The 25,244-nt window shown below is 55.4% G+C and carries 22 protein-coding genes; 10 read left to right on the plus strand and 12 right to left on the minus strand.

What is annotated here, in order from left to right:
* Nucleotides 1–34: 34 nt before the first annotated feature.
* Nucleotides 35–1,165, minus strand: coding sequence for a ubiquinol oxidase subunit II (gene cyoA / locus AUQ41_RS20030; protein ID WP_232308487.1), 1,131 nt, complete (start codon nt 1,163–1,165; stop codon nt 35–37).
* 449 nt (nt 1,166–1,614) lie between these two features.
* Between cyoA and AUQ41_RS20035 the strand changes: the two genes are divergently transcribed.
* Nucleotides 1,615–2,955 carry an MFS transporter gene (locus AUQ41_RS20035; protein WP_063090329.1) on the plus strand — a complete coding sequence of 447 codons (1,341 nt, stop codon included), beginning with the start codon at nt 1,615–1,617 and terminating at the stop codon, nt 2,953–2,955.
* A gap of 79 nt (nt 2,956–3,034) precedes the next feature.
* On the opposite strand, the gene AUQ41_RS20040 is transcribed toward AUQ41_RS20035, so the two are convergent.
* Nucleotides 3,035–3,727 (minus strand): glutathione S-transferase family protein, encoded by a 693-nt coding sequence (locus AUQ41_RS20040; protein ID WP_063090331.1) that lies wholly within the window; start codon nt 3,725–3,727, stop codon nt 3,035–3,037.
* Nucleotides 3,728–3,881: 154 nt separating this feature from the next.
* Here AUQ41_RS20040 and AUQ41_RS20045 point away from each other — a divergent pair, with 154 nt between their 5' ends.
* Complete coding sequence (locus AUQ41_RS20045) at nt 3,882–4,583, plus strand: glutathione binding-like protein (RefSeq protein WP_063090333.1); 702 nt, start codon at nt 3,882–3,884, stop codon at nt 4,581–4,583.
* 85 nt (nt 4,584–4,668) lie between these two features.
* Here the strand turns inward: AUQ41_RS20045 and AUQ41_RS20050 are convergent, their stop codons facing one another.
* Entirely contained in the window at nt 4,669–6,360 is a 1,692-nt protein-coding gene (locus tag AUQ41_RS20050) for a methyl-accepting chemotaxis protein (protein ID WP_063090335.1), read from the minus strand.
* Nucleotides 6,361–6,693: 333 nt separating this feature from the next.
* On the opposite strand from AUQ41_RS20050, the gene AUQ41_RS20055 reads away from it, so the two are divergent.
* Together AUQ41_RS20055 and AUQ41_RS20060 are read left to right on the plus strand one after the other, a co-directional pair.
* Entirely contained in the window at nt 6,694–7,869 is a 1,176-nt protein-coding gene (locus AUQ41_RS20055; RefSeq protein WP_063090336.1) for a carboxylesterase, read from the plus strand.
* 21 nt (nt 7,870–7,890) lie between these two features.
* Entirely contained in the window at nt 7,891–8,415 is a 525-nt protein-coding gene (locus AUQ41_RS20060) for a TspO/MBR family protein (RefSeq protein WP_198155663.1), read from the plus strand.
* Here AUQ41_RS20060 and AUQ41_RS20065 read toward each other — a convergent pair.
* Complete coding sequence (locus AUQ41_RS20065) at nt 8,412–9,254, minus strand: DUF3750 domain-containing protein (RefSeq protein ID WP_063090462.1); 843 nt, start codon at nt 9,252–9,254, stop codon at nt 8,412–8,414. The genes AUQ41_RS20060 and AUQ41_RS20065 overlap by 4 nt on opposite strands.
* 137 nt (nt 9,255–9,391) lie before the next feature.
* Nucleotides 9,392–10,369, minus strand: a complete 978-nt coding sequence (locus tag AUQ41_RS20070) for a helix-turn-helix domain-containing protein (protein WP_063090338.1) — start codon at nt 10,367–10,369, stop codon at nt 9,392–9,394.
* A 318-nt stretch (nt 10,370–10,687) separates the two neighbouring features.
* Here AUQ41_RS20070 and AUQ41_RS20075 point away from each other — a divergent pair, with 318 nt between their 5' ends.
* The 6 genes from AUQ41_RS20075 (at nt 10,688) to AUQ41_RS20100 (ending at nt 16,777) form a co-directional block, all read left to right on the plus strand.
* A complete protein-coding gene (locus AUQ41_RS20075) occupies nt 10,688–11,905 on the plus strand; it encodes an amino acid ABC transporter substrate-binding protein (protein ID WP_083952915.1) in 1,218 nt (405 codons plus the stop codon).
* A 78-nt stretch (nt 11,906–11,983) separates the two neighbouring features.
* A complete protein-coding gene (locus AUQ41_RS20080; RefSeq protein WP_063090465.1) occupies nt 11,984–12,856 on the plus strand; it encodes a branched-chain amino acid ABC transporter permease in 873 nt (290 codons plus the stop codon).
* Nucleotides 12,853–13,827, plus strand: coding sequence for a branched-chain amino acid ABC transporter permease (locus AUQ41_RS20085; protein WP_063090340.1), 975 nt, complete (start codon nt 12,853–12,855; stop codon nt 13,825–13,827). The genes AUQ41_RS20080 and AUQ41_RS20085 overlap by 4 nt, the downstream gene beginning before the upstream one ends.
* Nucleotides 13,824–14,558, plus strand: a complete 735-nt coding sequence (locus AUQ41_RS20090; RefSeq protein WP_063090342.1) for an ABC transporter ATP-binding protein — start codon at nt 13,824–13,826, stop codon at nt 14,556–14,558. Before AUQ41_RS20085 ends, AUQ41_RS20090 begins: the two co-directional genes overlap by 4 nt.
* Nucleotides 14,551–15,267, plus strand: a complete 717-nt coding sequence (locus AUQ41_RS20095; RefSeq protein WP_063090344.1) for an ABC transporter ATP-binding protein — start codon at nt 14,551–14,553, stop codon at nt 15,265–15,267. Before AUQ41_RS20090 ends, AUQ41_RS20095 begins: the two co-directional genes overlap by 8 nt.
* A 52-nt stretch (nt 15,268–15,319) precedes the next feature.
* Complete coding sequence (locus AUQ41_RS20100) at nt 15,320–16,777, plus strand: aldehyde dehydrogenase (RefSeq protein WP_063090346.1); 1,458 nt, start codon at nt 15,320–15,322, stop codon at nt 16,775–16,777.
* Between the two features lie 171 nt (nt 16,778–16,948).
* Here AUQ41_RS20100 and AUQ41_RS20105 read toward each other — a convergent pair whose 3' ends face one another.
* The 7 genes from AUQ41_RS20105 to AUQ41_RS20135 form a co-directional block, all read right to left on the minus strand.
* Nucleotides 16,949–17,422, minus strand: a complete 474-nt coding sequence (locus tag AUQ41_RS20105) for a YaiI/YqxD family protein (RefSeq protein ID WP_063090347.1) — start codon at nt 17,420–17,422, stop codon at nt 16,949–16,951.
* Nucleotides 17,423–17,460: 38 nt separating this feature from the next.
* Nucleotides 17,461–18,717 carry an MFS transporter gene (locus AUQ41_RS20110; protein ID WP_063090349.1) on the minus strand — a complete coding sequence of 419 codons (1,257 nt, stop codon included), beginning with the start codon at nt 18,715–18,717 and terminating at the stop codon, nt 17,461–17,463.
* 203 nt (nt 18,718–18,920) lie between these two features.
* Entirely contained in the window at nt 18,921–19,130 is a 210-nt protein-coding gene (locus AUQ41_RS20115) for a cold-shock protein (protein WP_008892034.1), read from the minus strand.
* A gap of 78 nt (nt 19,131–19,208) precedes the next feature.
* Nucleotides 19,209–21,026: a DEAD/DEAH box helicase gene (locus AUQ41_RS20120; RefSeq protein ID WP_063090351.1), complete on the minus strand. Its 1,818-nt coding sequence runs from the start codon at nt 21,024–21,026 to the stop codon at nt 19,209–19,211.
* Nucleotides 21,027–21,973: 947 nt separating this feature from the next.
* Nucleotides 21,974–23,185: a YeeE/YedE family protein gene (locus tag AUQ41_RS20125; protein ID WP_063090352.1), complete on the minus strand. Its 1,212-nt coding sequence runs from the start codon at nt 23,183–23,185 to the stop codon at nt 21,974–21,976.
* Between the two features lie 106 nt (nt 23,186–23,291).
* Nucleotides 23,292–24,215, minus strand: a complete 924-nt coding sequence (locus AUQ41_RS20130) for a sulfurtransferase (protein ID WP_063090354.1) — start codon at nt 24,213–24,215, stop codon at nt 23,292–23,294.
* A gap of 171 nt (nt 24,216–24,386) precedes the next feature.
* Nucleotides 24,387–25,121 (minus strand): TetR/AcrR family transcriptional regulator, encoded by a 735-nt coding sequence (locus tag AUQ41_RS20135; RefSeq protein ID WP_008892030.1) that lies wholly within the window; start codon nt 25,119–25,121, stop codon nt 24,387–24,389.
* Between the last annotated feature and the right edge of the window lie 123 nt (nt 25,122–25,244).

The raw sequence follows: 25,244 nt of genomic DNA on the forward strand, positions 1-25,244 counted from the left end.
AGGGCCGGTTGGCATTCACCAACCGGCACTGCATTTAAAACCCTGCCGAAACACCTGTGGGTGCAACACTCATCGCACGCGAAACCGGTTCGTTGTCAAACAACGGAAGGTTCGCGATTTCGCCTGACAGACCACCTTCCGGGGTGGTGCAAAGCGTTGCGACGAAGGACTTGCTATCAGGCAACGGCTGGCTGCCACGCATCTGCGGAACGTCATAAGTCAGCGACATGACGTTGTAGATACCGGCAAGACCGCCACCGCCGTTTTCGTCGATATGCATCATCTCGTTCATGCACATCTTCGACTGATCAACGCACATGTTGAGAATGGCCTGATAAAGTTCCGGATCCACTGAGCTGTAATAGTGGACCGGTTCCTTCACACTCGGCTTTTCGAGTTCGAGATACTGCGAACGGCCAAGGAAGTTCTCATCAGACTTCACGTCATTCACCCAGGCGTCAAAGCCCTCTTCGCTCAGGCCGTGGAACTTGAAGCGCATGTGAGAGAAGCCCTCACCGCTGTAGTTCCCGGAGAACCCGTCATACACGCCTTCTTCGTTGATCACGGCATGGAGTTTGGTTTCCATACCCGCCATCGAATAGATCTGCCCTGCAAGGGCCGGAATGAAGAACGAGTTCATGATGCCCGAAGATGTAATCTTGAACTGGATCGGCGTATCGACAGGAGCTGCAAGCTCGTTGACCGTCGCAATGCCCTGTTCCGGGTAGATGAACAGCCATTTCCAATCAAGCGAAACGACTTCAACCACCATCGGCTCATGATCTTTGGGCAATGGACGTTCAGCATCAATACGGTCGAGCGGACGATACGGATCAAGCGTATGGGTCGTGACCCAGGTAATCGCCCCAAGAGCAATAATGATCACCAGCGGCGCGGACCAGATGACAACTTCCAGCTTGGTGGAATGGTGCCATTCGGGATCGTATTCGGCATCCTTGTTACCCTGGCGGTATTTCCAGGCAAAGAATACCGTCAGTGCCATGACCGGAACGATGATCAGCAACATCAGGATGGTCGAAACGATAATGAGGTCGGCCTGCTGGGACGCAATATCACCCGACGGATCGATCACAACCAGGTTGCAACCGGCCAGAAGCGAGAACATCGAGGTCAAGGCGACGCCACGTACAAGTTTTGAAAGCATGCGCTTCATACTTCCTCAGTCTCTGGAAGATGTTCTCACAGACAACCATATGCCTGCGAGCCGCATAGCGACCCACCAAAGATCGCCACGCGTCGTACCCTGCCGCACACGCATATAGGAATTATAATTCCAGACATCCACGGAAAGGGCACAAAGAAAGCAATTTTTTTTCAAAAAAATGCCAAATCGGAAATTCGCGGGAATTGCTATAGCTGCGTTGCAGCAATGTCAAGCTACCCGCGGCGCATAGCAGGGTCGTAATGACAATTATCATTCGGATGTAAACCACGCGTTGTGCGGTGCATCACAATAATTGACACTGACGTTTGCAATTCACATGTCTATACTTAGACTCGATCCAAAGTCGTATCGTCCCTTGATCCGAATTTGTGATCCAATCAAAAGCAGTTAGGGCCAAAAGGCCCGACCAGTGAATAAGGGAGAACGGCGTGACCCAAACAACAGAACACTACGCGACCGCCACCTCTTCGGGTTTGGAACGCGATGCGCGGCATCACAATGCCGACGCCACCAATGATCCGGGACAAATCGCGCTTGGCGTGATCATCGGCCGGACATCAGAGTTTTTTGACTTCTTCGTCTATTGCATCGCATCGGTACTGGTTTTCCCACAATTGCTGTTTCCGGGTGAAACCGCACTCATGGGCACCATGTATTCCTTTGCCATCTTCTCTCTGGCCTTTATCGCCCGCCCTGTCGGGTCGCTTGTCTTCATGACCGTTGACCGGCAATACGGACGCGGCGTGAAACTGACGATTGCCATGTTCCTGCTGGGCGGTTCAACCGCTGCGATGGCATTCCTGCCAAGTACGGCTTCGGCCGGGATCCTTGCGATTTACCTTCTGTGTGCCTTCCGCTTCCTGCAGGGTCTTGCATGGGGTGGCGCATGGGATGGTCTGGCGTCGCTTCTGGCACTTAACGCACCCGATAACCGCAAGGGCTGGTACGCGATGATCCCGCAGCTGGGCGCGCCGCTTGGCTTCATGCTGGCATCTTCGCTGTTTGCTTATTTGCTGCTGACACTGCATCCGGACGACTTCCTGGCCTTTGGCTGGCGCTATGCGTTCTTCGTTGCCTTTGCAATCAACGTTGTTGCGCTGTTTGCCCGCCTGCGTCTGGTGGCAACGTCCGAATTCGGCCATCTGCTTGACAAGAACGAGCTTGAGGCAGCCCGTGTCATCGACACGCTCAAACATAATGGTCGTACCGTTGTGCTGGGTGCGCTGGTCCCGATGGTCAGCTACGCGCTGTTCCATCTGGTAACGGTCTTTGCGCTGACTTGGGTCTATCTTTATGCCAATGGCAATCCGGGGCAGTTCCTTCTGACCCAGGGTGTTGGCGCAGTGTTGTGTGCCTTTGGCATCATTGCATCGGGCTTCATTGCCGATCAGCTCGGCCGTCGTCGCCTGCTTGGTTACAGTGCGGGTATCATCCTTCTGGGTGCGATCCTGACACCGCTGCTTTACACCTATAACATCATCAACGAAGGCATGATTGTTCTGGGTGGCTTTGCGGTTCTGGGCCTGTGCTTTGGTCAGGCGGCCGGGACGCTGGCATCGAACTTCAAGCGTGAATACCGCTACACCGGATCGGCCCTGACATCCGACCTTGCATGGTTGCTGGGCGCTGGTTTCGCACCGCTGATCGCACTTTATCTCTGTGACAAGTTCGGTCTGGCCGGTGTTGGTGCCTACCTGCTTTCGGGCGCGGTTGTCACCTTGCTCGTGCTGCAATTCAACAAGCAGTTCGGGGCAAAAACCACCGACTGATTGCCAAGACATATACGTCAAAGCAAACACCCCGGCCAATCTGGCCGGGGTGTTTTCGTTTGCAGACCGCGAAGGGGTCTTATGCGTAGTTCGACGGGAACATGGCGCGTTTTGCGTCTTCGTCCATTTCCGTCTTAAAGGTGTGGTCCTTGCCAACCTCGCGCGCACTGACGGCTGCCGGCAGGCGATTGATCGCATCAAACCAGCGTTTGATGTTGGGATACTTGTCCCAGACATCCGGGTTCTTGTGCACGAACGGGGCCTTGTCGATCCAGCCCCAGGCCGAGATATCAACAATCGTCATTTCATCGCCGACGATGAATTGGCGACCTTCCATATGGTCTTCCAGCACCTGATAGTGGCGGGCAATCTCGTTGCGATAACGGTTCACGCCATAATCACTGCCCTCAGGTGCGACATGCTGGAAATGCACCGCCTGCCCTGAAAACGGCCCCAGACCGGTGGCAATGAACATCAACCACGACAGGAACTCACCGCGATCTTCGGGCTTACCCAGGAACTTGCCGGACTTTTCCGCGAGGTACAGCAGGATCGCGTTTGAATCAAACACGCGTACTTCCTTGCCCCCGGGCCCGTCGGTATCGACAATCGCCGGGACCTTGCCATTCGGGTTGATGGCGCGGAAGGCCGGGTCATGCTGCTGACCTTTACGGGTATCAACCGGCAGGACCTCATATGAAAGGCCGGATGCCTCAAGCATCATCGAGATTTTCTGCGGGTTGGGGGTAGGATGGTAATAGAAGCGGATCATGACACGTCTCCTTGCCAGGTATCGCCGTTACACAATGGCGTGACCGGCTCTTGCATTTTGGAATGATCGTTTTAAATTGACCGATAACAACCTGATTGGCAAGCTTCGATTATCGAATTCGCCATCACGAATAGTTTAAAGGAGCCTTTGGCCCATGATTGATCTGTATTACTGGCCAACCCCGAACGGCCATAAAATCACACTGTTCCTTGAAGAAGCCGGACTGGACTACAAGATCGTGCCAGTCAATATCGGCACGGGCGATCAGTTCAAACCCGAATTCCTGGCCTTTTCACCCAACAACCGTATGCCGGCGATCATTGATCACGATCCGGCCGATGGCGGCGAGGACATCACGGTGTTTGAATCCGGCGCCATCTTGCAATATCTGGCCGAGAAAACCGGAAAGTTCATCCCGACCGATGTGCGCGGACGCAAGACCGTGATGGAATGGCTGTTCTGGCAGATGGGTGGCCTTGGCCCGATGGCCGGCCAGAACCATCATTTCGGCACCTACGCGCCGGAAACGATCCCGTATGCGATCACCCGTTATGTCAACGAGACCAATCGTCTTTATGGTGTGCTAAACAAGCGCCTTGAAGGCCGCACGTTTATTGCCGGTGACGACTACACGATTGCCGATATGGCCTGCTATCCATGGATCGTCAGCCACGAAAAACAGCAGCAGGACCTGAATGAGTTCCCGAACCTGAAACGCTGGTTCGAAGCCATACAGTCCCGTCCGGCAACGATTGCCGCCTATAAGGCGGGCGAAGGTCTGCGCGCTGGCGAAATGAGCGAAGAAGACAAAAAAGTCCTGTTTGGTCAGACAGCAAAAAGCACCCAGAAATCCTGACCAGATGGACCAAACCACAAGATCATGAAAAACCGCCAGCCCTGTTGCAGGACTGGCGGTTTTGTTTTGCGTGATCGTCTCAGGCTTAGGCGTTACGCACTTCGGCCAGGAACGATTCAACTGCTTCGTTCAGAACAGCTGCCTGACGTCCAAGCCCTTCGGCAAGGCCAAGCACCTCGCCCGAAAGCTTTTCCGCGTCATTTGCCGCCGTCGACACGCCCGAGATATTTTCAGATACATCGCGGCTGCCGTGTGAGGCCTGTTCGACATTGCGGGCGATTTCCTGGGTTGCGGCCCCCTGCTCTTCAACGGCGGATGCGATTGTCGTCGTCGCCCCATCGAGGCTTCGGATGGTTTCGGCAATCTCGGCAATCGCGTTAACGGCATTGGATGTGGCGACCTGGATGTCGCTGACCTGGGACCGGATATCTTCGGTTGCCTTTGCCGTCTGGTTTGCAAGGTTCTTGACCTCGTTGGCCACCACAGCAAAGCCCTTGCCCGCATCACCGGCACGCGCGGCCTCGATCGTTGCGTTCAGGGCCAGAAGGTTCGTCTGTTCGGCAATGTCGGTGATCAGCGAAACAACCTCACCAATCTGGTTTGCCGCCTCTGCCAGCAATTCGATCTTCTGATGCGTTTCTTCCGAGGTTTGAACGGCACCTTTGGCGATGGTTGCAGACTGTGCGACCTGATTGCTGATTTCGGCAATAGACGTGCTCAGTTCCTCAGCCGCCGAGGCAACGGTTTCCACGTTGGTCGACATTTCCTGTGACGCCGCCGAAACAACCGTTGAACGTTCGCCGACCTGTTTGGAGGTATCGGTCATCGCATTGGCAGAGCTTTGCATATTGCCCGATGCTTCGATCACCTGGGCGACAACCTGCCCAACGCTGGCTTCGAAACTGTCGGCCATTTTGCGAAGGGCCGCACGCTTGTCTTCTTCGGCGATGCGTTCCTGCTCTTCACGCTGGGTGCGCATTTCTTCCATTTCGATGGTTTTCGATTTGAAGATATCCATCGCCCGCGCCAGATCGCCGATCTCGCTTTTCTGGTGGGTGTAATTGACCTCGATATTGTGATCACCCTGCGACAGACGCAGCATGTTTTCCGAAATATCGAAAAGCGGGCGGGTAATGCCGCGACTGATCATCAACGACACGCCGACCACCGCCACCAGGATCGCCAAGGCAACACCACCCATCACCAGCATGATTTGCATGAAAACAGCGTTTACATCATCAATGTAAATACCGGTGGCGACGATCCAGCCCCATGGCTTGAAATCCTTGACGAATGAAAGCTTCGGACGAAGATCATCCGAATTCGGCACCTTGTAGGTATAATCGACAAAACCCTCGCCCTTCTCTTCGGCGACGCGCACGAACTCGCGATAAAGGAATTTGCCCGATCCATCGACATTGTCGGTCAAGTTCTTGCCGACAAGATCCTTCTTGATGTCATGGATCAGAAGAACAGGTGTGTGATCAAACACAAAGAAATAGTTCTTTTCATCATAACGAAGGGATGCAACAGCGCCTTTAGCCGCATTTTGCGCCTCTTCGGTGGTCATTTCGCCGGACTGTTCCAGCGCATGATAATGACCAATCAAATTGATTGTGGATTCAACAAGGTTCTTCGTTTTTGTCTTGCGATCCTCAAGCATGTTTTGGCGCAATTCGGTCAGACCGAACGCCCCAACCAGCAACACCGCAAGAACCGCCCCCGCGACAATAATCAGCATACGTGTGCCGATTTTCACCGAACTCAGTGACAACATGGCATTCCCCTTCCCCTTGGATATTCCTTGCCAAGGTAGCGGCAAGGTTTTCTTGTTTTAGAACCACTTCATAAACACTGAAGTCGGCAGCCCGTGACCATGTCACAAATCATCATACCAATTGAATCGCATATATTATGCATTACCTCTTTGCTGTGACGGCCATCACAGCTGCTTGCCATTTCAGCTTGGCATCCGGTAATCTTCCTATCGCTATCCGGGCACACCAACGCACGATAAGACGCCCCAAACAAGTGATCTGCAGTGCGCCGTTTGACGTAGCCATTTCAGTGATTTACATAATTTCTCAGCATCATGGCCAAAGGACACCTCATGCGCCCACTTCGCACAATCCTGTTGGCCCTGATCCCGGCAAGCCTGCTTGCGGCCTGTGCATTCCCACCAGAAAACGCGCTTTATGATCAGTCACCCGATATCCCGCCCTACATGCAGGATAATTTCGACGATTACGTATCTGAAACGCGTGACTGGATCGCCACCCATCGGGTTTTTCTGACCGATGACCACGAAATGGAAATTGCCCGCAACATTCCATTTGAAGTGCGCCGGGATACAGCGGATACAACGGCTGCGGACCAGCCCAGCCGTGGCGTTTTGTTCGTTCATGGTCTAGGGTCAAGTCCGTGGTACTTCCACGACATTGCAGTGGCGATGGCCAAGGATGGCTGGCTTGCACGGTCGATGTTGCTGCCCGGCCACGGCACCCGCCCGGGTGACCTCAGCCTGCCCGATTATGATGACTGGACGGGATCGGTCGCCCATCAGGTTGCGCTTCTGGAGCGCGAGGTCGATGAAGTCTGGCTGGGTGGCTTTTCAACCGGCGGCAACCTTGTCACCAGTTACGCTGCCCGGAACCCGGAAATTGACGGGCTGCTGCTGTTTTCGCCGGGCATCGAGCCGGGCAGTGATCTGTTATTCCTGACACCACTAGTCCAGTATCTGTGGGATTGGGTCGATGCCGATCCGGAAGACAACGTGATCAACTATCAATCCCTGTCGACCAAGGCATCGGCACTTTATTACCGCAGCGTCACCGACGTTGATGATGCGCTTGACGCAAAGCCGTTTGACCGCCCCGCCCTTGTGACCATGAGCGCGGATGACAGTGTGCTCGATCCAATTGCAATGCTTCATCGCTTTGAGACGCATTTCACCAACCCGGCTTCACGCCTGGTCTGGTATGATGAGGTCAACGCACCAAGCAACGACAGCCGGATCGAGAACCTCAACAGCAGTCTGCCAGATCAACAGATCAGCAGTTTCTCACATCTGAGCGCGCTGTTCTCGCCCGACAATCCGTATTACGGTGCAAAGGGAAGCTTTGTCTTCATCGAGAACGGTCAGGAAGACATCGAACGACCAGCGGATCGCGCACTGCTCTGGCGCAGTGCATGGGGATATATGGAGCCGGGCAAGTACCATGCCCGCCTGACATGGAACCCCTATTTTGATGCGTTGATCGACGCAATCGGCGACGTCACCAACTAGGCCAAAGGACCCGTCAACACCATGACCAACAGCGAACAGGAAACGATGAGTGCAGGGCGCGTTCATCACCCCAACCATCGCACCCGTGTCTTTGCCCTGATTGCGTTTATGGTGTTGTGTCTGATCATATCGGCCTTCGGCGGGGCGGTGACAGCCACCAGCGTCAATGACTGGTATGCGGCACTGAACAAGCCGTTCTTCCGCCCGCCCAACTGGGTTTTCGGCCCGGTATGGACCGTCATTTATTTCATGATCGCCTTTAGCGGCTGGCGCGCCTGGCTTAAGGTGGGTATCGCCAATGCCAAAGGCGCCTTTGGCCTTTATGCAGGTCAGTTGACGCTTAACCTTGCATGGTCGTTTTTGTTCTTTGGCGCTCAGTCACCCCTATTGGGCCTGATTGATATCGTCACCCTGCTTGGCCTGATCATCGCCAACATGGTTGCGTTCTGGAAGATTGACCGTTTGGCCGGGATGCTATTGGTGCCCTACGCCCTTTGGGTGGGATTTGCCACCCTGCTCAATGCCGCGATCTGGCAGCTTAATTAACTGCTTGGTTCTGCGACGACATCAATTGCCGCTTCCTTCGCCGCACGATCACTTTTGGGCTCCGCAGCTTCAGTTGTTTGCGCAACACTATCCATGCCCAAGCGACCGATGGATGGCAAACGCAGTGCCGGACGGTTGAAGTCAATCCCGAAGTTAAGACCCAGCAGGTTAAGCTCGATCCCCTCTTCCAGACCAAGCGACATGCCAAGAACGCCCAACAGGTTGGCCTGTACGCCCTGCCCGCTTGAAGAAAGCCCAACCGGGTTGGTGATCGGGCGATAATCCTTGCCGATCGCATTGGCCGGCATATCAAGGTTCAGGCCGGGCACTTCACGGCCGATATGGGCGATGAAGGTGTTGCTGTTCGGGCCCGGATAACTGCGATATTCGCGCGGGAATGGATAGGATTTGATCGCCGCTTCGATTTCGGGGATCAGCTTTTCGGCCGCCTCGCCCCGATGGGCCGCGAGAAGTTCCGGTTTCGAGCCATACCAAAGACCATCCGGGATCGCGTAATTCTGGCGAACGACATTGCCGCTGCCCCACCCCACCACGTCATAGCGGGTATATTTGGTTTCACCGGCACGCTTATAGATGATCCATGGATGAACTGCGAAATAGGCCCGCCAGCCAAATGTTTCGGCCGCCATCACCATGACAATTGCCTGATCCCGGTTGGCGACAGCATCAGGCGCCACACCCGAAGAATGGCGCGGCGCATTGCGCCATGTATAGCGTTCCTTGGCTTTTTCACCCGGCGGGTCTTCTGCCAGGCTGATGCCAAATGGCAGGACAAGAACGGCCAACAGACCAAGAAACAGGGTTTTGCCTTTACGCAAGGTCGATCCAATCAAACTAACAGGTCATGACTTTATTGTTACGGTTAAAGCAGACAAGTAGGATCAAAAAAAGGCAACGCACCCTTCTATCCTGAGGGGAATCCATCTGTATTCCGCCTAAGGCGGCCAACGCGAGCCTAAGGCCAGGCCGCAAAAGTATCATCGCGCACACGCTCGTGTGCGCGGCGCAACCGGCGATAGGCGCCGGGGGCCTCGCCCATATAACGTTTGAAGAACCGGCTGAAATAAGCCGGATCGCGAAAGCCCAAACCATAGGCGATCTGCGCCACACCAAGCGGGGATTGTTCCAGACGCATGCAGGCCTCGCGCAGGACACGTTCATGGATAATCGTTAAGGGCGGCTTGCCGGTTGCGCGCAACACCGCAGATCCCAGACGGCGTTCACTAACACCAAGGGCCTTCGCATAATTGGCAACATTCCAATGTTCACGAAAATGCAGCTCCAGTACCTGCAAAAATCGCTGAAAGGTGATCGAGCCCGGACCGTGCTGGTTGCGCTGCGCCATCACGCCTTCTGCCAGACGCAGAACCATGGTCAGAATGATCTGTAAATGCGCGCCAACCACAAGACTGGCACCAAGCGCATTTCCCATCAGCTCAGACCGGATGGCTTCAAAGCTGCGCTCAAGCAACACCAGATTTCCAAGGCCCTCTTGCAGAGTAACATTATGGACGGTGTCCGCAGCAAAGCGCAAAGGCAAGCCACCGCCAGCAGAATTACCACCGGCGATCCCGCTGCCATCACCGCAATGACGCGCCACCAGATCATCGGCAACCGACAGCAAATAGCCATTGCTGCCAGCACTCACGCCAAAGCGCTGCGTTTCGCCCAACGGCAACCAAACGAGCGCTGGGGCCTTGCAGGTTATCGTTCCCTGACGCAAACCAACCTCGGCACGACCACCAAGCAACAATATGGCATGGCAACGGTCCCGACGTGCCTGATCATTCATGACCCAGGTCTGGGTCGATAATGGATGATCAAAACGGTCCATAACCGCATGAGTGGTTACGGGAAGCAGGTCTTCGAACGGGTTATCGGTAAGTTCAACGGCGCTTGAGACCGGAATCTGACGGGGAGTTTGATCGGTCATGCCTTTTTGTCACACATCTATTCCAAATGGTTATATGTAAAAATGTACAATTTTTCGTCCTAAATTGTCAATTTCAGCATCTTTACATTAGAAACGTTCCATCGCCTACTAGAAACACGGTCAAAGAAACCGTCACAAGCAACAATACATACAAAGAATGCGTTCCTATTATTTTGCATCTGCGAACTAATAGGCGGGAGGTTACGCCGGAGATTTACTTCACACTGTGAAGTAAGTAACACTAACTCTTTGCCTAAACTCCTGAAACTACGCGCAAACGGGAAAACCGTCTCTGCAAAAGAGATCAGGAGGAAAAGCATGCAAATTTCAGCGAAACTGCGCTTCGCGACCATTGCAGCGGCCACAACCGCCGTCATGAGTACCGCGACGCTGTTTGGGGCCAATGCCCAGGAAACATATCGCATTGGCTATGCCATTTCGAAAACCGGTCCGGGTGCACCGGGCGCGGCCACCAGCACCATTCCGAACTACGAAATGTGGGTTAAGGAAATCAATGATGCCGGTGGCCTTAAAGTCGGCGACAAGCAGCTTCCGATTGAAGTTGTCGAATATGATGACCGATCCAGCTCGGAAGAAGCGGTACGCGCGATTGAACGCCTGATCAACCAGGACAAGGTTGATTTCATCCTCTCCCCCTGGGGCACGGGTATCAACCTTGCAGTAGCACCAATCCTTGACCGCGCGGGTTACGCCCACCTAGCGGGCACGGCCGTGACCGACAAGGCACCCCAACTGTCGCAGCGCTGGAAAAACTCCTACTGGCTGCTGGGCACTGGCGAACAATATGCCGTTGAACTGGCCAAGTTCCTTGAGGGCCTGAAAGCCGAAGGCAAGATCAATGACAAGGTCGCGATGATCGCGGTCGCCGACGGCTTTGGTATCGAGCTTTCCAAGGCCGGCCGCGAAGCCCTTGAAGATCGTGATTTCGATCTTGTTTATGACAAGACCTATCCGCTGGGTTCCCAGGACCTGGCAACCATCGTCAATGATATCAAATCGCTTGGCGCGGACACCTTTGTTGCCTTCTCTTACCCGCCCGGCACGCTTGGCTTGACCGAACAGTCTCGCGTTCTGGGCTTTAATCCCAAGGTATTCTACGCCGGTGTCGGTACGGCCTTCCCGCTTTACAAAAACCGCTTTGGCGATAATGCCGAAGGCGTCGTCAGCCTTGGTGGTGCGAGCGAGGATGATCCGAAAATCGCCAACTACATCAAACGCCACGTCGCATTCGCCGAGCGTGAGCCGGATCGTTGGGCATCGATCGTGAACTGGGCAACACTGCAGTCCTTGCAGCAGGCCATCGAGCGTGCCGGCACGACCGACCGCGAAGCGATCAATGCCGAACTGGCCAAAGGCGGTTTTGACACCATTCTTGGCACCTACAAGCCGGGCGATCAGACGTTCTGGCAGGTTGGTCAGTGGCAGGGTGGCAAGTTTGTCGGCCTCGCACCGACCAGCATGGAGGGCGCTGCAGAACTTGTCTTCCCGAAACCTGAGTGGAAAGCCGCGCAGTAAGCGCGCCACATAAGGACGTCGGGGTTCCTAAGCCAACAGAACTCCCGGGAATCCCGACGCCCCTTTTGGATGGAATTAATGTTTAGCTACGCAATTTTTTCCGGGATTACTCTTGGCGGGATGTACGCCCTTGTTGCCATGGGGCTGACCCTGCAATACGGCGTTTCGCGCATCATGAACCTTGCCTATGGCGAGTTGGTGATTGTCGCGTCATTTATTGCCTTTGTTTTCATGACCTCGCTTGGTGTCAATCCGATTGCTGGTCTGTTGATCATCATTCCGGCAAGCTTTGCCCTGAACTGGGTGATTTATCGCATCCTGCTGACCCCGCTGGTCGCACGCGCAAAGAACCGCGGCATGCTTGAAGTCGACAGCATCCTCGCCACCTTTGGCCTGCTGTTTATCGTTCAGGGCGTGCTGCTGGTCTGGTTTGGTGGCAACTATTACAGCTATGATTTCCTCAACAACGCCGTTGACATCTTTGGGGCAACGATTGCAGCAAACCGGCTTGTCGCACTTGGTTTCGCAGTTGTCATCGGACTGGGTTTCTATCTGATCCTGACCCGCACCCGGATGGGCACGGCCCTTCGTGCGGTCGCCGTTGATCCGACCTCTGCCCGCCTGGTGGCAATTGATGTCAATTTTGCATCCTGCTTTGCTTTCGCCCTTGGTGGTGCCATGGCCGCTGTTGGTGGCGTTCTGGTCAGCATGTTTCTGACTTTCTCCACCTCGATGGGTGTTGTCTTTACCATGAAGGCATTGATCGTTGTGATCATGGGCGGGGTTGGCAATATGTTGGGCGCGCTGATTGCGGGCCTCATCCTTGGTATCGCAGAAAGTCTGGTCGCGACCTATATCGATCCGGGCCTGACCATTGCCGTGACCTATGTGATCTTCCTGCTGGTCTTGCTGATCAAGCCTTCCGGCCTGTTCGGGAGGGCCGCGTCATGAGCATCCTCAAACCTGATTTCATCAAGCCCATTGGTATCGGTGCGGTGATCTTTGCTGCCCTTGCCTTCCTGCCGTCACTCGTCGACAGTTATTACATGTCGCTTGCCATCAGCATCGTGAGCTTTGCGGTTCTGGCAACCGCATGGTCGATGTTCTCTGGGCCGACACGATATATCTCACTTGCAACCGTGGTGTTCTTTGGCATTGGTGCCTATACGGTGGCAGTTCTGGGTGAAGTTCTGCCCTTCCCCCTCGTGCTCGTTTGTGCCGGTCTTGCAGGAACCGTGATTGCCCTTCTGGTTGGCTTTTCCACCCTGCGTCTGGCGGGGGTGTATTTCGTGATCTTTACCTTTGGCCTTACCGAACTGGTGCGCCAAGTCGTAAGTTGGTACGAGGTCAATGTCACCCGCGAAATGGGTCGCTATGTATTTCTTGATATCACCCAGAACGACATTTACTGGCAGCTGCTTGCCCTGTTTGCAGTTCTTCTGCTGACCGGCTTCATTCTGGGCCGTTCGCCCCTTGGCTTTGCGCTGCGCATCATTGGCGAGGACGAAACCGTTGCCAAGCATTGCGGCATTGATGTCACGCGTGTGAAAGTCGCGCTGTTTGTTCTGTCTGCCCTGTTCATGACCCTGACCGGGGCCATCATGGCACCGCGCTGGACCTATATTGATCCGGTCATTGCCTTTAACCCGATGCTGTCATTCCAGGTTGTCATCATGGCACTGCTTGGCGGGCCACGTCGCCTGCTGGGCCCTCTGCTTGGCGTTGTCCCATTGACCCTTCTGTTTGAAATCCTGACCGCGAACTTCCCGAACCATTTCAGCATCCTGCTTGGCTGCGTGTTCTTGGTAATTGTCTATCTTCTGCCCGGCGGGGTTGTCGGTTTGTATGAAAAATACAGCGCCCCCAAAAAACGCGCACTTGCAACCGAACAAAACGCCAAACCCGGGGGGAACGCAGCATGACTAATGAAATCCTTTTGTCGATTTCAGGTCTGCAGAAGGCCTTTGGCGGCCTGATTGCCGTCAATCAGATGCAGTTCGATGTCCATGAAGGTGAAATCCTCGGCTTGCTTGGCCCCAACGGATCGGGCAAGACCACGGTGATGAACCTGATTTCAGGTGCCCTTCAGGCGAATGAAGGCAAGATTGTCATCAGCGGCAAGGATATCACCAATCTTCCTGCCCACAAAATCAGCCATTCCGGCATTGCGCGGACTTTCCAGTTGGTGCGTGTTTTGCCCGATCTTGATTGCGTGGAAAATATCGAAGCCGGTCTTGCCTACCGGACCAAGCCGCTCTGGGGTGATGCCGCGCATGCAGCCGCCCTTGAATTGCTTGAACGGATCGGGCTTGCCAAACAGGCCCATACGCCCGCAGGCGATCTGACCTATATCGATCAGAAACGCCTTGAACTGGGACGGGCACTTGCCCTGCAACCGAAGCTTCTGTTGCTTGACGAATGGCTGGCCGGATTGAACCCGTCCGAACTGCAGGATGGTATCGCCCTTGTTCGCAAGCTCAAGAACGAAGGGCTTACGATCATCATGGTCGAACATGTCATGGATGCGATCAGAAGTCTGTGTGATCGTTGTGTGGTAATGAATGCCGGGGCCAAGATTGCCGATGGCACCCCCGACGAAGTTCTTTCCGACCCCGAAGTCGTCCGCGCCTATCTGGGAGACAGCCATGCTTGATATCAAAAAACTGTCTGTGTCCTATGGCAAGCACGCCGCCCTTCGCGAAGTCGACCTTACTGTCGACCGTGGTGAAATCGTTGTCATGCTGGGCGCCAATGGCGCAGGTAAAAGCAGCCTGCTTAAGGCCTGCGCAGGTCTGGTGCCGGCCCACGATAACACGCGTATCACCCTATCTGGCAGTGAGCTGACCGAACTTTCCGCCCATAAGATCGTTGAGGCGGGACTTGCCCTTGTCCCGGAAGGGCGCGGCATTTTCGGAGAATTGACAGTGCGTGAAAATCTTGCGCTTGGTGCCTTTGCCAAACGTGCAAGGGCAGCTGAACAGCAAAATCTTGATCGCGTGATTGATTTGTTCCCCAAACTTGCTGAACGACTTAATCAAGCGGCTCGCACCATGAGTGGTGGCGAACAGCAGATGGTGGCCATCGGCCGCGCGCTTATGTCCAATCCCGATATTCTTTTGCTTGATGAGCCATCTTTGGGGTTGTCACCAATCATGACCGGGGAATTATTCAAGGCCCTTGCGGCCATTCGCAAAACAGGCGTTGGTGTGCTTCTGGTCGAACAGAATGCCCACCAGTCCCTCGCCATATCAGATCGAGGTTATCTGATCGAAAACGGGGCCATTACCGGGCAAAATACTGCCAAGGCCCTGCAATCCGACCCAGCTGTGCAGAAGGCATTTCTTGGCCTTGGGGCCGCGTGATGCAGTCTTTCGCCAAGGCACAGCAAACTACAAGAAAGTCAGGAGAAACGTCATGAACGACACCAAATTGTTGATCAATAATCAGGACGTCAATGCGTCCAACAACCGCACTTTTGAACGCAAGAACCCGGTCACTGGCGAAGTCGCAACTGTAGCAGCCGCCGCCAACGCCGCCGATGCCCGCAAGGCGGCTGATGCAGCTGCCGCGGCCTTCCCGGAATGGTCAAAAATGGGTCCGGGCGCACGGCGCAAGATCCTGCTTAAGGCCGCCGACATCATGGAAGCCAAAGGCGATCAGTTCGGTCAGCTGGTTCTGGATGAAACCGGCAGCACGCGCATGTGGGGTGGATTTAACGCCCATCTTGCCGCCAATATGCTGCGTGAAGCCGGTGGCATGACGACGCAAATTCAGGGCGATGTCATTCCGTCTGACACGCCCGGCCTGATGGCCATGGGCATTCGTCAGCCGGTTGGCGTGGTTCTGGGCATTGCGCCCTGGAACGCCCCGGTGATCCTTGGCACGCGCGCGATTGCCATGCCGCTTGCCTGTGGTAACACCGTCATCCTCAAAGCGTCCGAACTTTGCCCGGCCCTGCATCGCCTGATCGGTGATTGCCTGGTTGAGGCCGGCGCGCCTGAAGGTGTTGTCAACGTTGTGACCAATGCCCCGGAAGATGCGCCGGAAATCGTTGAAACCCTGATTGCCCATCCGGCCGTGCGTCGCATCAATTTTACCGGCTCGACCCGCGTTGGCCGCATCATCGCCAAGCTTGCGGCGGAACACCTGAAACCGGTTCTGCTTGAACTGGGTGGCAAGGCACCGTTCCTTGTTCTGGATGACGCCGACCTTGATGAGGCGGTTAATGGTGCGGCCTTTGGGGCCTATATGAACCAGGGCCAGATTTGCATGTCGACCGAACGCCTGATCGTTGACAATGCGGTTGCTGATGACTTTGTCGCCAAACTGGCCGCCAAAGCCAAAACCCTGACGGCTGGTGATCCGGCCAAGGCCGAAAACATCCTTGGTGGTGTTGTCAGTGTCGAGGCGGTCAATCGCATCGAAGAACTGGTCGAAGACGCCGTTTCCAAGGGTGCCAAACTGGTGGCTGGTTCGGGCAAGGCCAAGGACGGCGTTCTGATGGATGCCACCCTGCTTGATCACGTCACCCCGGCAATGAAGATCTATTCCGAGGAAAGCTTTGGCCCGATCTGTGTTGTCATTCGCGCAGGGGACGAGGATGAGGCCGTTCGCATCGCCAATGACAGCGAGTATGGCCTGTCATCTGCGGTCTTCTCGACCAACATTCCGCGTGCCATGGAAGTTGCCAAACGCATCGAAAGCGGCATCTGCCACATCAACAGCCCGACCGTTCAGGACGAAGCACAGATGCCGTTTGGCGGTGTGAAATCATCGGGCTACGGGCGCTTTGGTTCTCAGGCATCGATTGATGAATTCACCGAAATGCGCTGGATCACGATCCAGAGCGGCAAGCGCCACTACCCGTTCTAAGACCAAACGAACACAAGGCCGTTGCGGAACATCCGCACGGCCTTGCTGTTATTGAAAGATACGCAGGGGGGAAGTCTGATTTCGTGAGAACTGTTCCCTCACCAAATCAGGACCTGTGTGCGGGCCGTCAGATGACGCATCTGACGGCCCGTGTCTTTGGAGGATGGCTGATCAACCGCGCAAAACGGACTGCACCAGAACTTCCAACGCGCTTGAAAACTTCGATCTGTCTTTCTGGGTAAAGGCGGCATTGCGCCCCTGCTCGCCGGTGACTTCGCGCATGTGGGCGGCGATTTCACGACCCGCCAGCGCATTACCAATATTGGCCTCGGTAAATTCCTGACCGTTGGCTTTTAAAACCCTGGCACCGATTTCAATCCCGCGCGATGCCAGCGGAATATCATTGGTGATGATCACATCACGCGCGCGCGCGTTTTCCGCAATCCAGTCATCGGCGGCATCGGGTTCCGGCGGCACAATGACGATTTTGATCAACGGATTGCGTGAGGGGCGAATGCCACCGTTTGATACCATGATCATCTCGATCCGGTGGCGTTCGGCCACACGTTCGCATTCGGCCTTAACCGGGCAGGCGTCGGCATCAACAAACAAACGTGGACGGGTGTTTTCAGTATTTTCGTTCATGGCGCGATAATCGCCGGGACGCGATCAAAGTCAAGCCATCATGAACCCTGCCCGACCGGCGCAGAATGCTTTGCATCGCGCATGACCGCCAAAACCACAGCCCCGACAAAGGCAAAAGCACAGGCCATCAAAACGGTTGTCTGGAAATCAAAGGCACTGGCAACCACCCCTGTCAAAAGATTGCCGATCAGGCCCCCGACAAACAGCGTGCTAACATAGTAACTGGTCGCAACACCGGGCTGATCCGTGGCGAAATTTTGAACGAACGTCATGCTGATCCCGGCAAAGATACCGTAATAAAGCCCATCAATCGCGGCGAGTGCCAGCACATCGACAAGTGTTGTGGCGTAATAAATCAGGCCAAAGAACACCGCCCCCAAAAGGGCCGCGATCAGCATACCTTTACGTTCACCAACACGTTTGATCAGCGTTGCGCAGAAATAAATTACCACCACTTCGACAAAGCATTTCACCGTTAAGGCAAATCCCGCCGAGGACGCCACCAGCCCCAACTCGGTCGAGAAATAAAGCGGCATTGCCGAAACAAACACCACATTGGCCGCCCCGATGAAAAACACCGGCACGCAGGCCGACAACAGGCCAAAGTTAAAGGGGACTTTCTGCCCGGTTTTCAGGCTGTTGGGGTGATGGGTTTTGAATGCGCCCGGCACAATTACCAAACAGGTGACAAACCAGATCGCGGCAAGTCCGGCAATTGCATAATAGGTCGAGGCAAAACCATAGACCCCATAAAAGGACAAGGACGCCGCCGGCCCGACCATCCAGCCAAGCGATGTCTGGATGCGAAGGAAGCCGTTGAACTTGACGACATCACGCCCGGTCTGTTCGGCAAACAGACGCCCGAATGAATACATCACCGAAAGCGCACCGGACCCAATCCCCAGAAGGATCGATGCAATGCCAAGATAAACCCAGTAGATCTGAAACAGACCCAGCAGGGTCATGCCAATGCCAAAGCACAGAATACTGGTCACCAGCAGGAACTTGATCGGCACCGCCCGATCAATCGCGCGACCAAATGTGCGGTTCACAATCAGGGTCACACACACCTGAACAATCGCCACCAGGCTAAGCTTCCAGGGGGCTTGACCCAATCCTTCGACAACATAAAGCCCGGCCAGGGGAGCCGCACTCGACGAGGCAAAAGCGCCAACGAGAAGCAAGCCAAGCACAAGAAACGGATAGCGATCGAGAACCGCCATGATTGGCGACAGCCCGGCCTTTTGACCAGACCCAACATCGCTTACGCCATCAACTGCCCCATCACCCTGCATCGAAACCGCCCCCTAAACCGTCATGGCATCATGGGAACCGTTCTAGCGCCTTGTTGCGAAATCACTAAGTCTTTCGGACTATTGGACAAAAGATGTCACAAAAGCATCATCACAAATGACATCCGCAAAACAAAACCCCCACCCGGTTTCCCGGATGGGGGTTTCGTTAATACGGTGCCCTTCACAAGGAAGGACAAGCCGAATTAGGCAGCGGTCAGATCATCTGCCGAAACGCGGCCCGAACGTGAGTCGGTGCGCAGTTCGTAGTTGATTTTGTCGCCTTCCTGCGGGTGGCCCATGCCAGCGCGTTCAACGGCGCTGATGTGCAGGAATACGTCATTTCCGCCTTCGTCCGGCTGAATGAAACCAAAACCTTTAGTTGCGTTGAACCATTTAACGGTACCAGTTGCCATCTTTAGATCTCCTATCGAGTATTGATTGGCGTTTCGACACACCCCGCGTGGGTGCGCCTATAGGGGTTTGAAAAACAATCAGGCGCGTTCACGCCTCGGCTGTTTTCCAGAAGTGTTTTCGCGGCCCGCACCACCCGGCTGCCCGCCGGACTGTGCGCCACGATGATTGCGATTGCGGTTTACACCGCCGCGCTTGCCTTGCGGTCCGGTATTTCGGGCACTATTGCTCCCGTTACCAGTCGCGCGGCGTTCCTCGGCACTGCCCATAAAGGACAAACCGGAAGAAATTGAATTGTCAGCTTTCGCCCCGTCGCGACGATTTCCATTGGAATCAACGCGTTTCGTCGGGCGCTTGCCACCATCATTCTGACGGGGGCCATTTTCAGGGTTCCCGCCACGACCATTGGCAGGTTTCGACTTCAGTCCACCCTTGTAACGGCTTTTGGATTTTTCCAGTGCCGGGTTCGAAGGGGCCTTGTCAGCCGATGCTCTTGAAGCATTGTCTGCGCCATCGCGGCTTTGAGTGGTTTGCTTGCGGGCATCGTCACGATCACGACGCGGCGCAGAAGCGCGCGCATCACTGCGATCCGAACGATCATTGCGGGCATTCCGGCCATTGGCCGGACGACCACCGCGACCATTGCCGCCCGATGCACCACGTCCGCCATTTCCGCGCGACTGACCGCCACCATTGCCACCACTAGTGCGGCGACCACGGTTGCTTTCACGCGCTTCGTCGGAAAGTGCTTCCTGCTCGGCTGCGGCCTTTGCATCACGGCGATCAATCACCGGAATGCTTTGGCGGGTGGTTTTTTCGATATCGCGCAGCAGACCACGTTCTTCTTCATCACAAAACGCAATCGCCGATCCGCTGGCACCACCGCGGGCCGTACGGCCGATACGGTGAACATAGCTTTCGGGCACGTTCGGGAGTTCGAAGTTCACAACGTGGGTCACGCTATCGACGTCGATACCGCGCGCGGCGATATCGGTTGCGACAAGCACGTTGATCTGACCATCCTTAAAGGCGTTCAGAGCACGTTCACGCTGGTTCTGGCTTTTGTTGCCATGAATGGCAGCCGCGCTGATTTTATTGGCTTCAAGATGGCGCGCGACACGGTCGGCACCGCGCTTGGTCCGGGTAAAGACCAGCGTACGCTTGAAAGCCGGATTATCAAGAAGCTCTGCCAGCAACTGACGCTTGCGCGTGCGTTCGATCAAATAGACCGACTGCTCGACACGTTCCTGGGTGGTGGCAACCGGGGTTACCGACACCTTGACAGGATCAGACAGCATGTCCCCTGCCAGCTGACCAATCTGGGTCGGCATGGTGGCAGAGAAAAACAGGTTCTGGCGATCACGCGGCAACATCTTGATGATGCGCTTGATCGGCGGCAAGAAGCCAAGATCAAGCATGTGGTCGGCTTCATCAAGCACCACCACTTCAACATGTTTAAGGCTGAGCTTGCCGCTATCAACATGGTCAAGCAAACGACCAGGTGTTGCGACAAGAACCTCGACGCCGGGGGTTATTGCCTTGATCTGCGGACCAGGGGCAACACCACCAACAACGACAGCCGTGCGAACATTGAGAAAGCGGCCATAGGCACGGAAACTTTCGCCAATCTGGGCGGCAAGTTCACGCGTCGGCGCAAGAACAAGTACACGGCATGCCCCTTTGGGCGTGCGGGTTTGGGATTTGGAAAGGCGGTCAAGGATCGGCAATGCGAACGCTGCCGTCTTGCCGGTACCGGTCTGTGCGATACCAAGTAGGTCCTTACCGTCTAGAAGAGAGGGAATGGATTGTGCCTGGATCGGGGTCGGCGCGTCGTAGCCTTCTTGGGCAAGCGCGCGAAGGACCGGCTCGGCGAGGCCGAGTTCGGAAAACTGGGTCAAATAAGGGTAACTCGTAAATTGGAGGCTGCAGACAGCTGGGACTTCGCCCGGTGAAAATTAGTAATCAGGTCTGCGCCTTGCAGTTCTGGAAGCACCCGCGTAGCTGGATACTTCAATGCGTTCTTGGGTTAACCACTCGACAGTAGGGGCGTTAATTCCCCTCTACGCTTCTGGAGCGATCAAATAACAGCCACACCATGCGCAGAGTTTTATCCCCTTGTCAAACAGCTTATTTTTGACAGCCCCGCGTTTTACGCACAACGGCACAGCAGAATTGCGCTGCCATGCCGTTGTAAATTCAAATACATGCGGCCTTTGCTGGCATCAATACGCCGCACACGGGTTCCCTGCCCCACACGGATTATAGGCTGCACATGGGTTACTTGCCGCTGGCGCGCACGGAGACGCGGCACAAGGCGAGGCAGCACACGGGTTATAACCGGCACACGGATTTCCTACCGCACATGGGTTGGAAGCGCCGCACGGATTGAACGCGGCGCAGGGATTGGCGCTGCATGGTGCAGCGGCGCAAGGGTTAGCCGATCGCACACCACAGGGGTTAAAGCCACCGCACGGACTGGAAGGACTGCAAGGGTTTCCTGCCGCACACGGGTTGTAGGCTGCGCATGGATTGGCGCCACACGGGCTTGCCGCACAAGGATTATATCCCGCACCACATGGATTCGCACCGCACGGGTTGTAGCCAGCCGCGCACGGGTTGGCTGAACACGGGTTCGCAGCACATGGGTTCGCGGCACACGGGTTGGCTCCGCAGGGATTTGCGCCGCAAGGATTGGCAGCGCACGGGTTACTGCCCGCTGCCGGAAGCTTGGCCGGGGCCGGATTGGCAACAGCCGGGATGTTTGCGGTGTGGCTATAATGATCAAGCGCAACGGCACCGGTTGCCGCAAGGAAGACCGCACCAAACAGGAGTGTGTTTTTCTCGCTCATTTCCGGAAACCATCCATTCCAAACACAGGACGCAGTGCAATTCCGATCCAGCTGCCGGCAAAGGCCAGCACAAACCACAGCCAGCCATGCACACTGCCCGATGCGATCCCGCTAAAGAACGCGCCGATATTGCAGCCAAACGCCAGACGCGCACCATAGCCCATCAAAAGCCCGCCAATGGCGGCCGCGATAAGGGATGCAACCGGAACGGAAACCTTCGGCGCGAACTTGCCGGCAAGGGCCGCGGCAAACGCCGCCCCGATCACGATGCCGAAATTCATGACCGACGTATTATCCTGCAGAACCGAATTGCCAAGCGCACGCGCCGGGCCAGCCCAGCTCCAGAATTCCCAGGTTTCAACCGGAACACCAATGACCTGCGCGATCTTTGCGCCCCAAAGGCCAAAGCCAAAAGTGATCGACCATGGATGGCCTGCAATCAGAAGCGTCGCAACATTAAGCCCGGCCAAAAGCAAGCCGGTCCAGATCATCGGCCAGGGGCCATGGATGAAACGCGCCAGACCTTCGCGCGGTGCGGTTGAAACGACTTCCAACCCGCCATGGGCACGCTTTTCAACGAACACGGTCAGCAACGCCACCAGCGCCAGACCACCAAACGTCACGGCAAGCCCGCCACCAATGCCATATTCACGACCAAGGCTCATCGGCGGCAAGGAGGGCAGCTCAAGCCACATCGGCAGATGGGCCGTGCCGATCACCGCACCGATAATAAAGAAGACAAGCGTGACCAGCATGCGCGCACTGCCGCCACCAACCGTGAACAACGTGCCGGAGCCACAGCCGCCACCAAGCTGCATGCCAAGCCCAAACAGAAACGCCCCGATCAGCACCGACATACCTACAGGCGCAACCGCCCCAACGACCGATCCGCCAAACGGATTGCCAAGCGACAGCAAAGGGATAAAGGCCGCCGCCGCAACCCCGATCATCAAAAGCTGCGCACGCAAGGCACGGCCGCGCTTTTCAACCGAAAAGCGGCGCCAACCGCCGGTGAACCCGAAGGACGCATGATACAGCGCAATGCCCAACAATCCGCCAAGGCCATAAAGAACGGCCTGTTTAAGATCGACCGCCTGTGAAATCGCAATACCGACAAGGACAAACAGGACGGCGGTGATGGCAGCCGGTCCTTTGTCAAAGGTGAAACCCGGTGTTGCCGGATTTGCTTTTAAGGTCGTTTCAGACATGGTGAGGCTCAATAACCTGAAATCAGATATCTAAATGAAAACGGAACCGGCTGCCCGGTTCCGTCCAGAATGTTCGCGGCTTGGTGGAAGCTGTATGGTTATCCGCTTATTCCGGGATCACCATTTCACGGTTCGGATCCGCCGCCCATTCGGTCATGGAGCCATCATACATCGCCGTGTTCTTGTTGCCCATCACTTCGGAAAGGCCAAACCATGCGACCGATGCCCAGTGACCGGTATTGCAATAGGTGATTTCCTTGCTGTCCTTGGAAACACCTGCATCTGCCACAAGGTTTTCGATCACGTCAGCGGCAACAAAGGCACCATCCTGATCGTTATAAAACTTTGACTGCGGAATGTTTTTCGCCCCCGGAACGGCACCCGGACGGGCGACAACACCGCTTTTTGCTTCGCCCTTGAACTGCGAAACCGGACGGGCATCGACAAGTGCAACACCCTCTGCGCGCGCCTTGGCAACATCATCGGCGGTCGCAACAAGTTCAGGACGGAAATTGGCGTTAAAGGCAACGGCCTTTGGCACGACCGGATCGGTCGAGACTTCCTTGCCAGCCGCCAGCCAAGCGCGCTGACCACCATCAAGGATGGTGACCGCGTCATGACCAAGCACCTTGAAGGTCCAGTAAACACGGGTGGCAGAACCGAAGTCCGAGCTGTTCTGGCCGGCCGGAACGACGACAACCTGTTTGTCATTGTCGATACCAAGCGCACCGATGCGCTTGGAAATCACGTCAACCGGCGGCAGCATGCCAACCACATCATTGACCTTTGCACGCCAGCCAAACTTGCCATAGGGCGCAAAGACGGCACCCGGAATGTGGCCAGCTTCATAAGGGTTGCCGTCCTTGGTAAGCGAGCGAATATCAACAACAACCATCGACGGGTTATCAAGATTGTCCGCAACCCAGTTGGCATCAACCAACGGCTTTTCGGTAAGACGTTCCGCCTGCGCAGCACTGCCCACAAAAGCAAAAGTGACCGCCGCAACGGCAGAAAGGATAAGGGAACGCATGGGGCTGTCTCCAATGATCAATTCATCATGATTTTGTGCAATATACCTAATTCATCACAAATAAATGTCAATGCAATCCGTATTACATTTGTTATTTGTATTAATTGCTAACAACGCAAGAACCTGCGTGCCGCGCAATTCAGAACGAAGGGCTTTAGCTATTAAGTCTGATCAAGGCCGAAGATTATTGAGATAGCGGGCAAATTCGCGCGCAAATGAATCCTGGGTTTCCAGATTGCGCAAGGCAGGCGGCCGGGTCAGGAACCCGTGCAGGGCGGCAATGATGAATTCCGCCACGGCGGAGGGTTCGATATCGGTACGGACGGTTTTGTCGAACTGCGCCTTGCCAATGCGGGACGCAAGCCCGCGCCGCCAATAGCGATACACACCGTCAATACGCTTGCGCAGGCTTTCATCAAGTTCCCCGGCACCGGATGCCAGACGCGCCAAGGGGCATCCGCCTGCCAGCATTGCCGGTGCATTTTCGCTACCCAATCGATCCACCTGCCCCATCAAGACGGGCAATATATCCTCTGCCCCTTCGAGATCATCTAGCCAGACCTCGTCAACATATCCCGGCAGGCATTCCTCGATCACGGCGTTGATCAGTTTGGCCTTGCCGGAAAAGTGGTGATAAAGCGCACCTTTCGTACAGCCACTTTGTTCCAGGATATTGCTGATTGACGCCCCGCCGAACCCGGCCCTACGGATTTCGCCAAACGCCGCGTCCAGAAGCTTCTGACGGGTGGCATCCGGGTTGCGGATCCGTTTGGGGACGAGTGCTGTTTCGGACGCACCATCAAGCTCCATGCTTTCGCCGACTTCCAGCACATCATCGTCATGACCTTCATCAGGACGTGAAATGCGGGAAAGGGCGGCAGAGAAGCTGAATGGTTCTTTTGACATCGCGCCGTTCTGTTTTTTTGATTTGAACCGGGGATCGGAACCCGTAACTTTCAGGTTCCACTGTTTTTTTCGTGCCGTCAATCATACTGGTGTTTAGTCAAAACATCTGCATGGCGACGAACA

Source organism: Thalassospira sp. MCCC 1A02898, assembly GCF_001618185.1.
In the GTDB taxonomy this organism is placed as follows: domain Bacteria; phylum Pseudomonadota; class Alphaproteobacteria; order Rhodospirillales; family Thalassospiraceae; genus Thalassospira; species Thalassospira tepidiphila.

Coding starts and splice junctions, on each gene's coding strand:
- cyoA (WP_232308487.1), bottom strand. CDS start 1,165: ATGCTTTCAAAACTTGTACGTGGCGTCGCCTTGACCTCGATGTTCTCG.
- AUQ41_RS20040 (WP_063090331.1), bottom strand. CDS start 3,727: ATGATCCGCTTCTATTACCATCCTACCCCCAACCCGCAGAAAATCTCG.
- AUQ41_RS20045 (WP_063090333.1), top strand. CDS start 3,882: ATGATTGATCTGTATTACTGGCCAACCCCGAACGGCCATAAAATCACA.
- AUQ41_RS20050 (WP_063090335.1), bottom strand. CDS start 6,360: ATGTTGTCACTGAGTTCGGTGAAAATCGGCACACGTATGCTGATTATT.
- AUQ41_RS20055 (WP_063090336.1), top strand. CDS start 6,694: ATGCGCCCACTTCGCACAATCCTGTTGGCCCTGATCCCGGCAAGCCTG.
- AUQ41_RS20060 (WP_198155663.1), top strand. CDS start 7,891: ATGACCAACAGCGAACAGGAAACGATGAGTGCAGGGCGCGTTCATCAC.
- AUQ41_RS20070 (WP_063090338.1), bottom strand. CDS start 10,369: ATGACCGATCAAACTCCCCGTCAGATTCCGGTCTCAAGCGCCGTTGAA.
- AUQ41_RS20075 (WP_083952915.1), top strand. CDS start 10,688: ATGCAAATTTCAGCGAAACTGCGCTTCGCGACCATTGCAGCGGCCACA.
- AUQ41_RS20080 (WP_063090465.1), top strand. CDS start 11,984: ATGTTTAGCTACGCAATTTTTTCCGGGATTACTCTTGGCGGGATGTAC.
- AUQ41_RS20085 (WP_063090340.1), top strand. CDS start 12,853: ATGAGCATCCTCAAACCTGATTTCATCAAGCCCATTGGTATCGGTGCG.
- AUQ41_RS20090 (WP_063090342.1), top strand. CDS start 13,824: ATGACTAATGAAATCCTTTTGTCGATTTCAGGTCTGCAGAAGGCCTTT.
- AUQ41_RS20095 (WP_063090344.1), top strand. CDS start 14,551: ATGCTTGATATCAAAAAACTGTCTGTGTCCTATGGCAAGCACGCCGCC.
- AUQ41_RS20100 (WP_063090346.1), top strand. CDS start 15,320: ATGAACGACACCAAATTGTTGATCAATAATCAGGACGTCAATGCGTCC.
- AUQ41_RS20105 (WP_063090347.1), bottom strand. CDS start 17,422: ATGAACGAAAATACTGAAAACACCCGTCCACGTTTGTTTGTTGATGCC.
- AUQ41_RS20110 (WP_063090349.1), bottom strand. CDS start 18,717: ATGCAGGGTGATGGGGCAGTTGATGGCGTAAGCGATGTTGGGTCTGGT.
- AUQ41_RS20115 (WP_008892034.1), bottom strand. CDS start 19,130: ATGGCAACTGGTACCGTTAAATGGTTCAACGCAACTAAAGGTTTTGGT.
- AUQ41_RS20125 (WP_063090352.1), bottom strand. CDS start 23,185: ATGTCTGAAACGACCTTAAAAGCAAATCCGGCAACACCGGGTTTCACC.
- AUQ41_RS20130 (WP_063090354.1), bottom strand. CDS start 24,215: ATGCGTTCCCTTATCCTTTCTGCCGTTGCGGCGGTCACTTTTGCTTTT.
- AUQ41_RS20135 (WP_008892030.1), bottom strand. CDS start 25,121: ATGTCAAAAGAACCATTCAGCTTCTCTGCCGCCCTTTCCCGCATTTCA.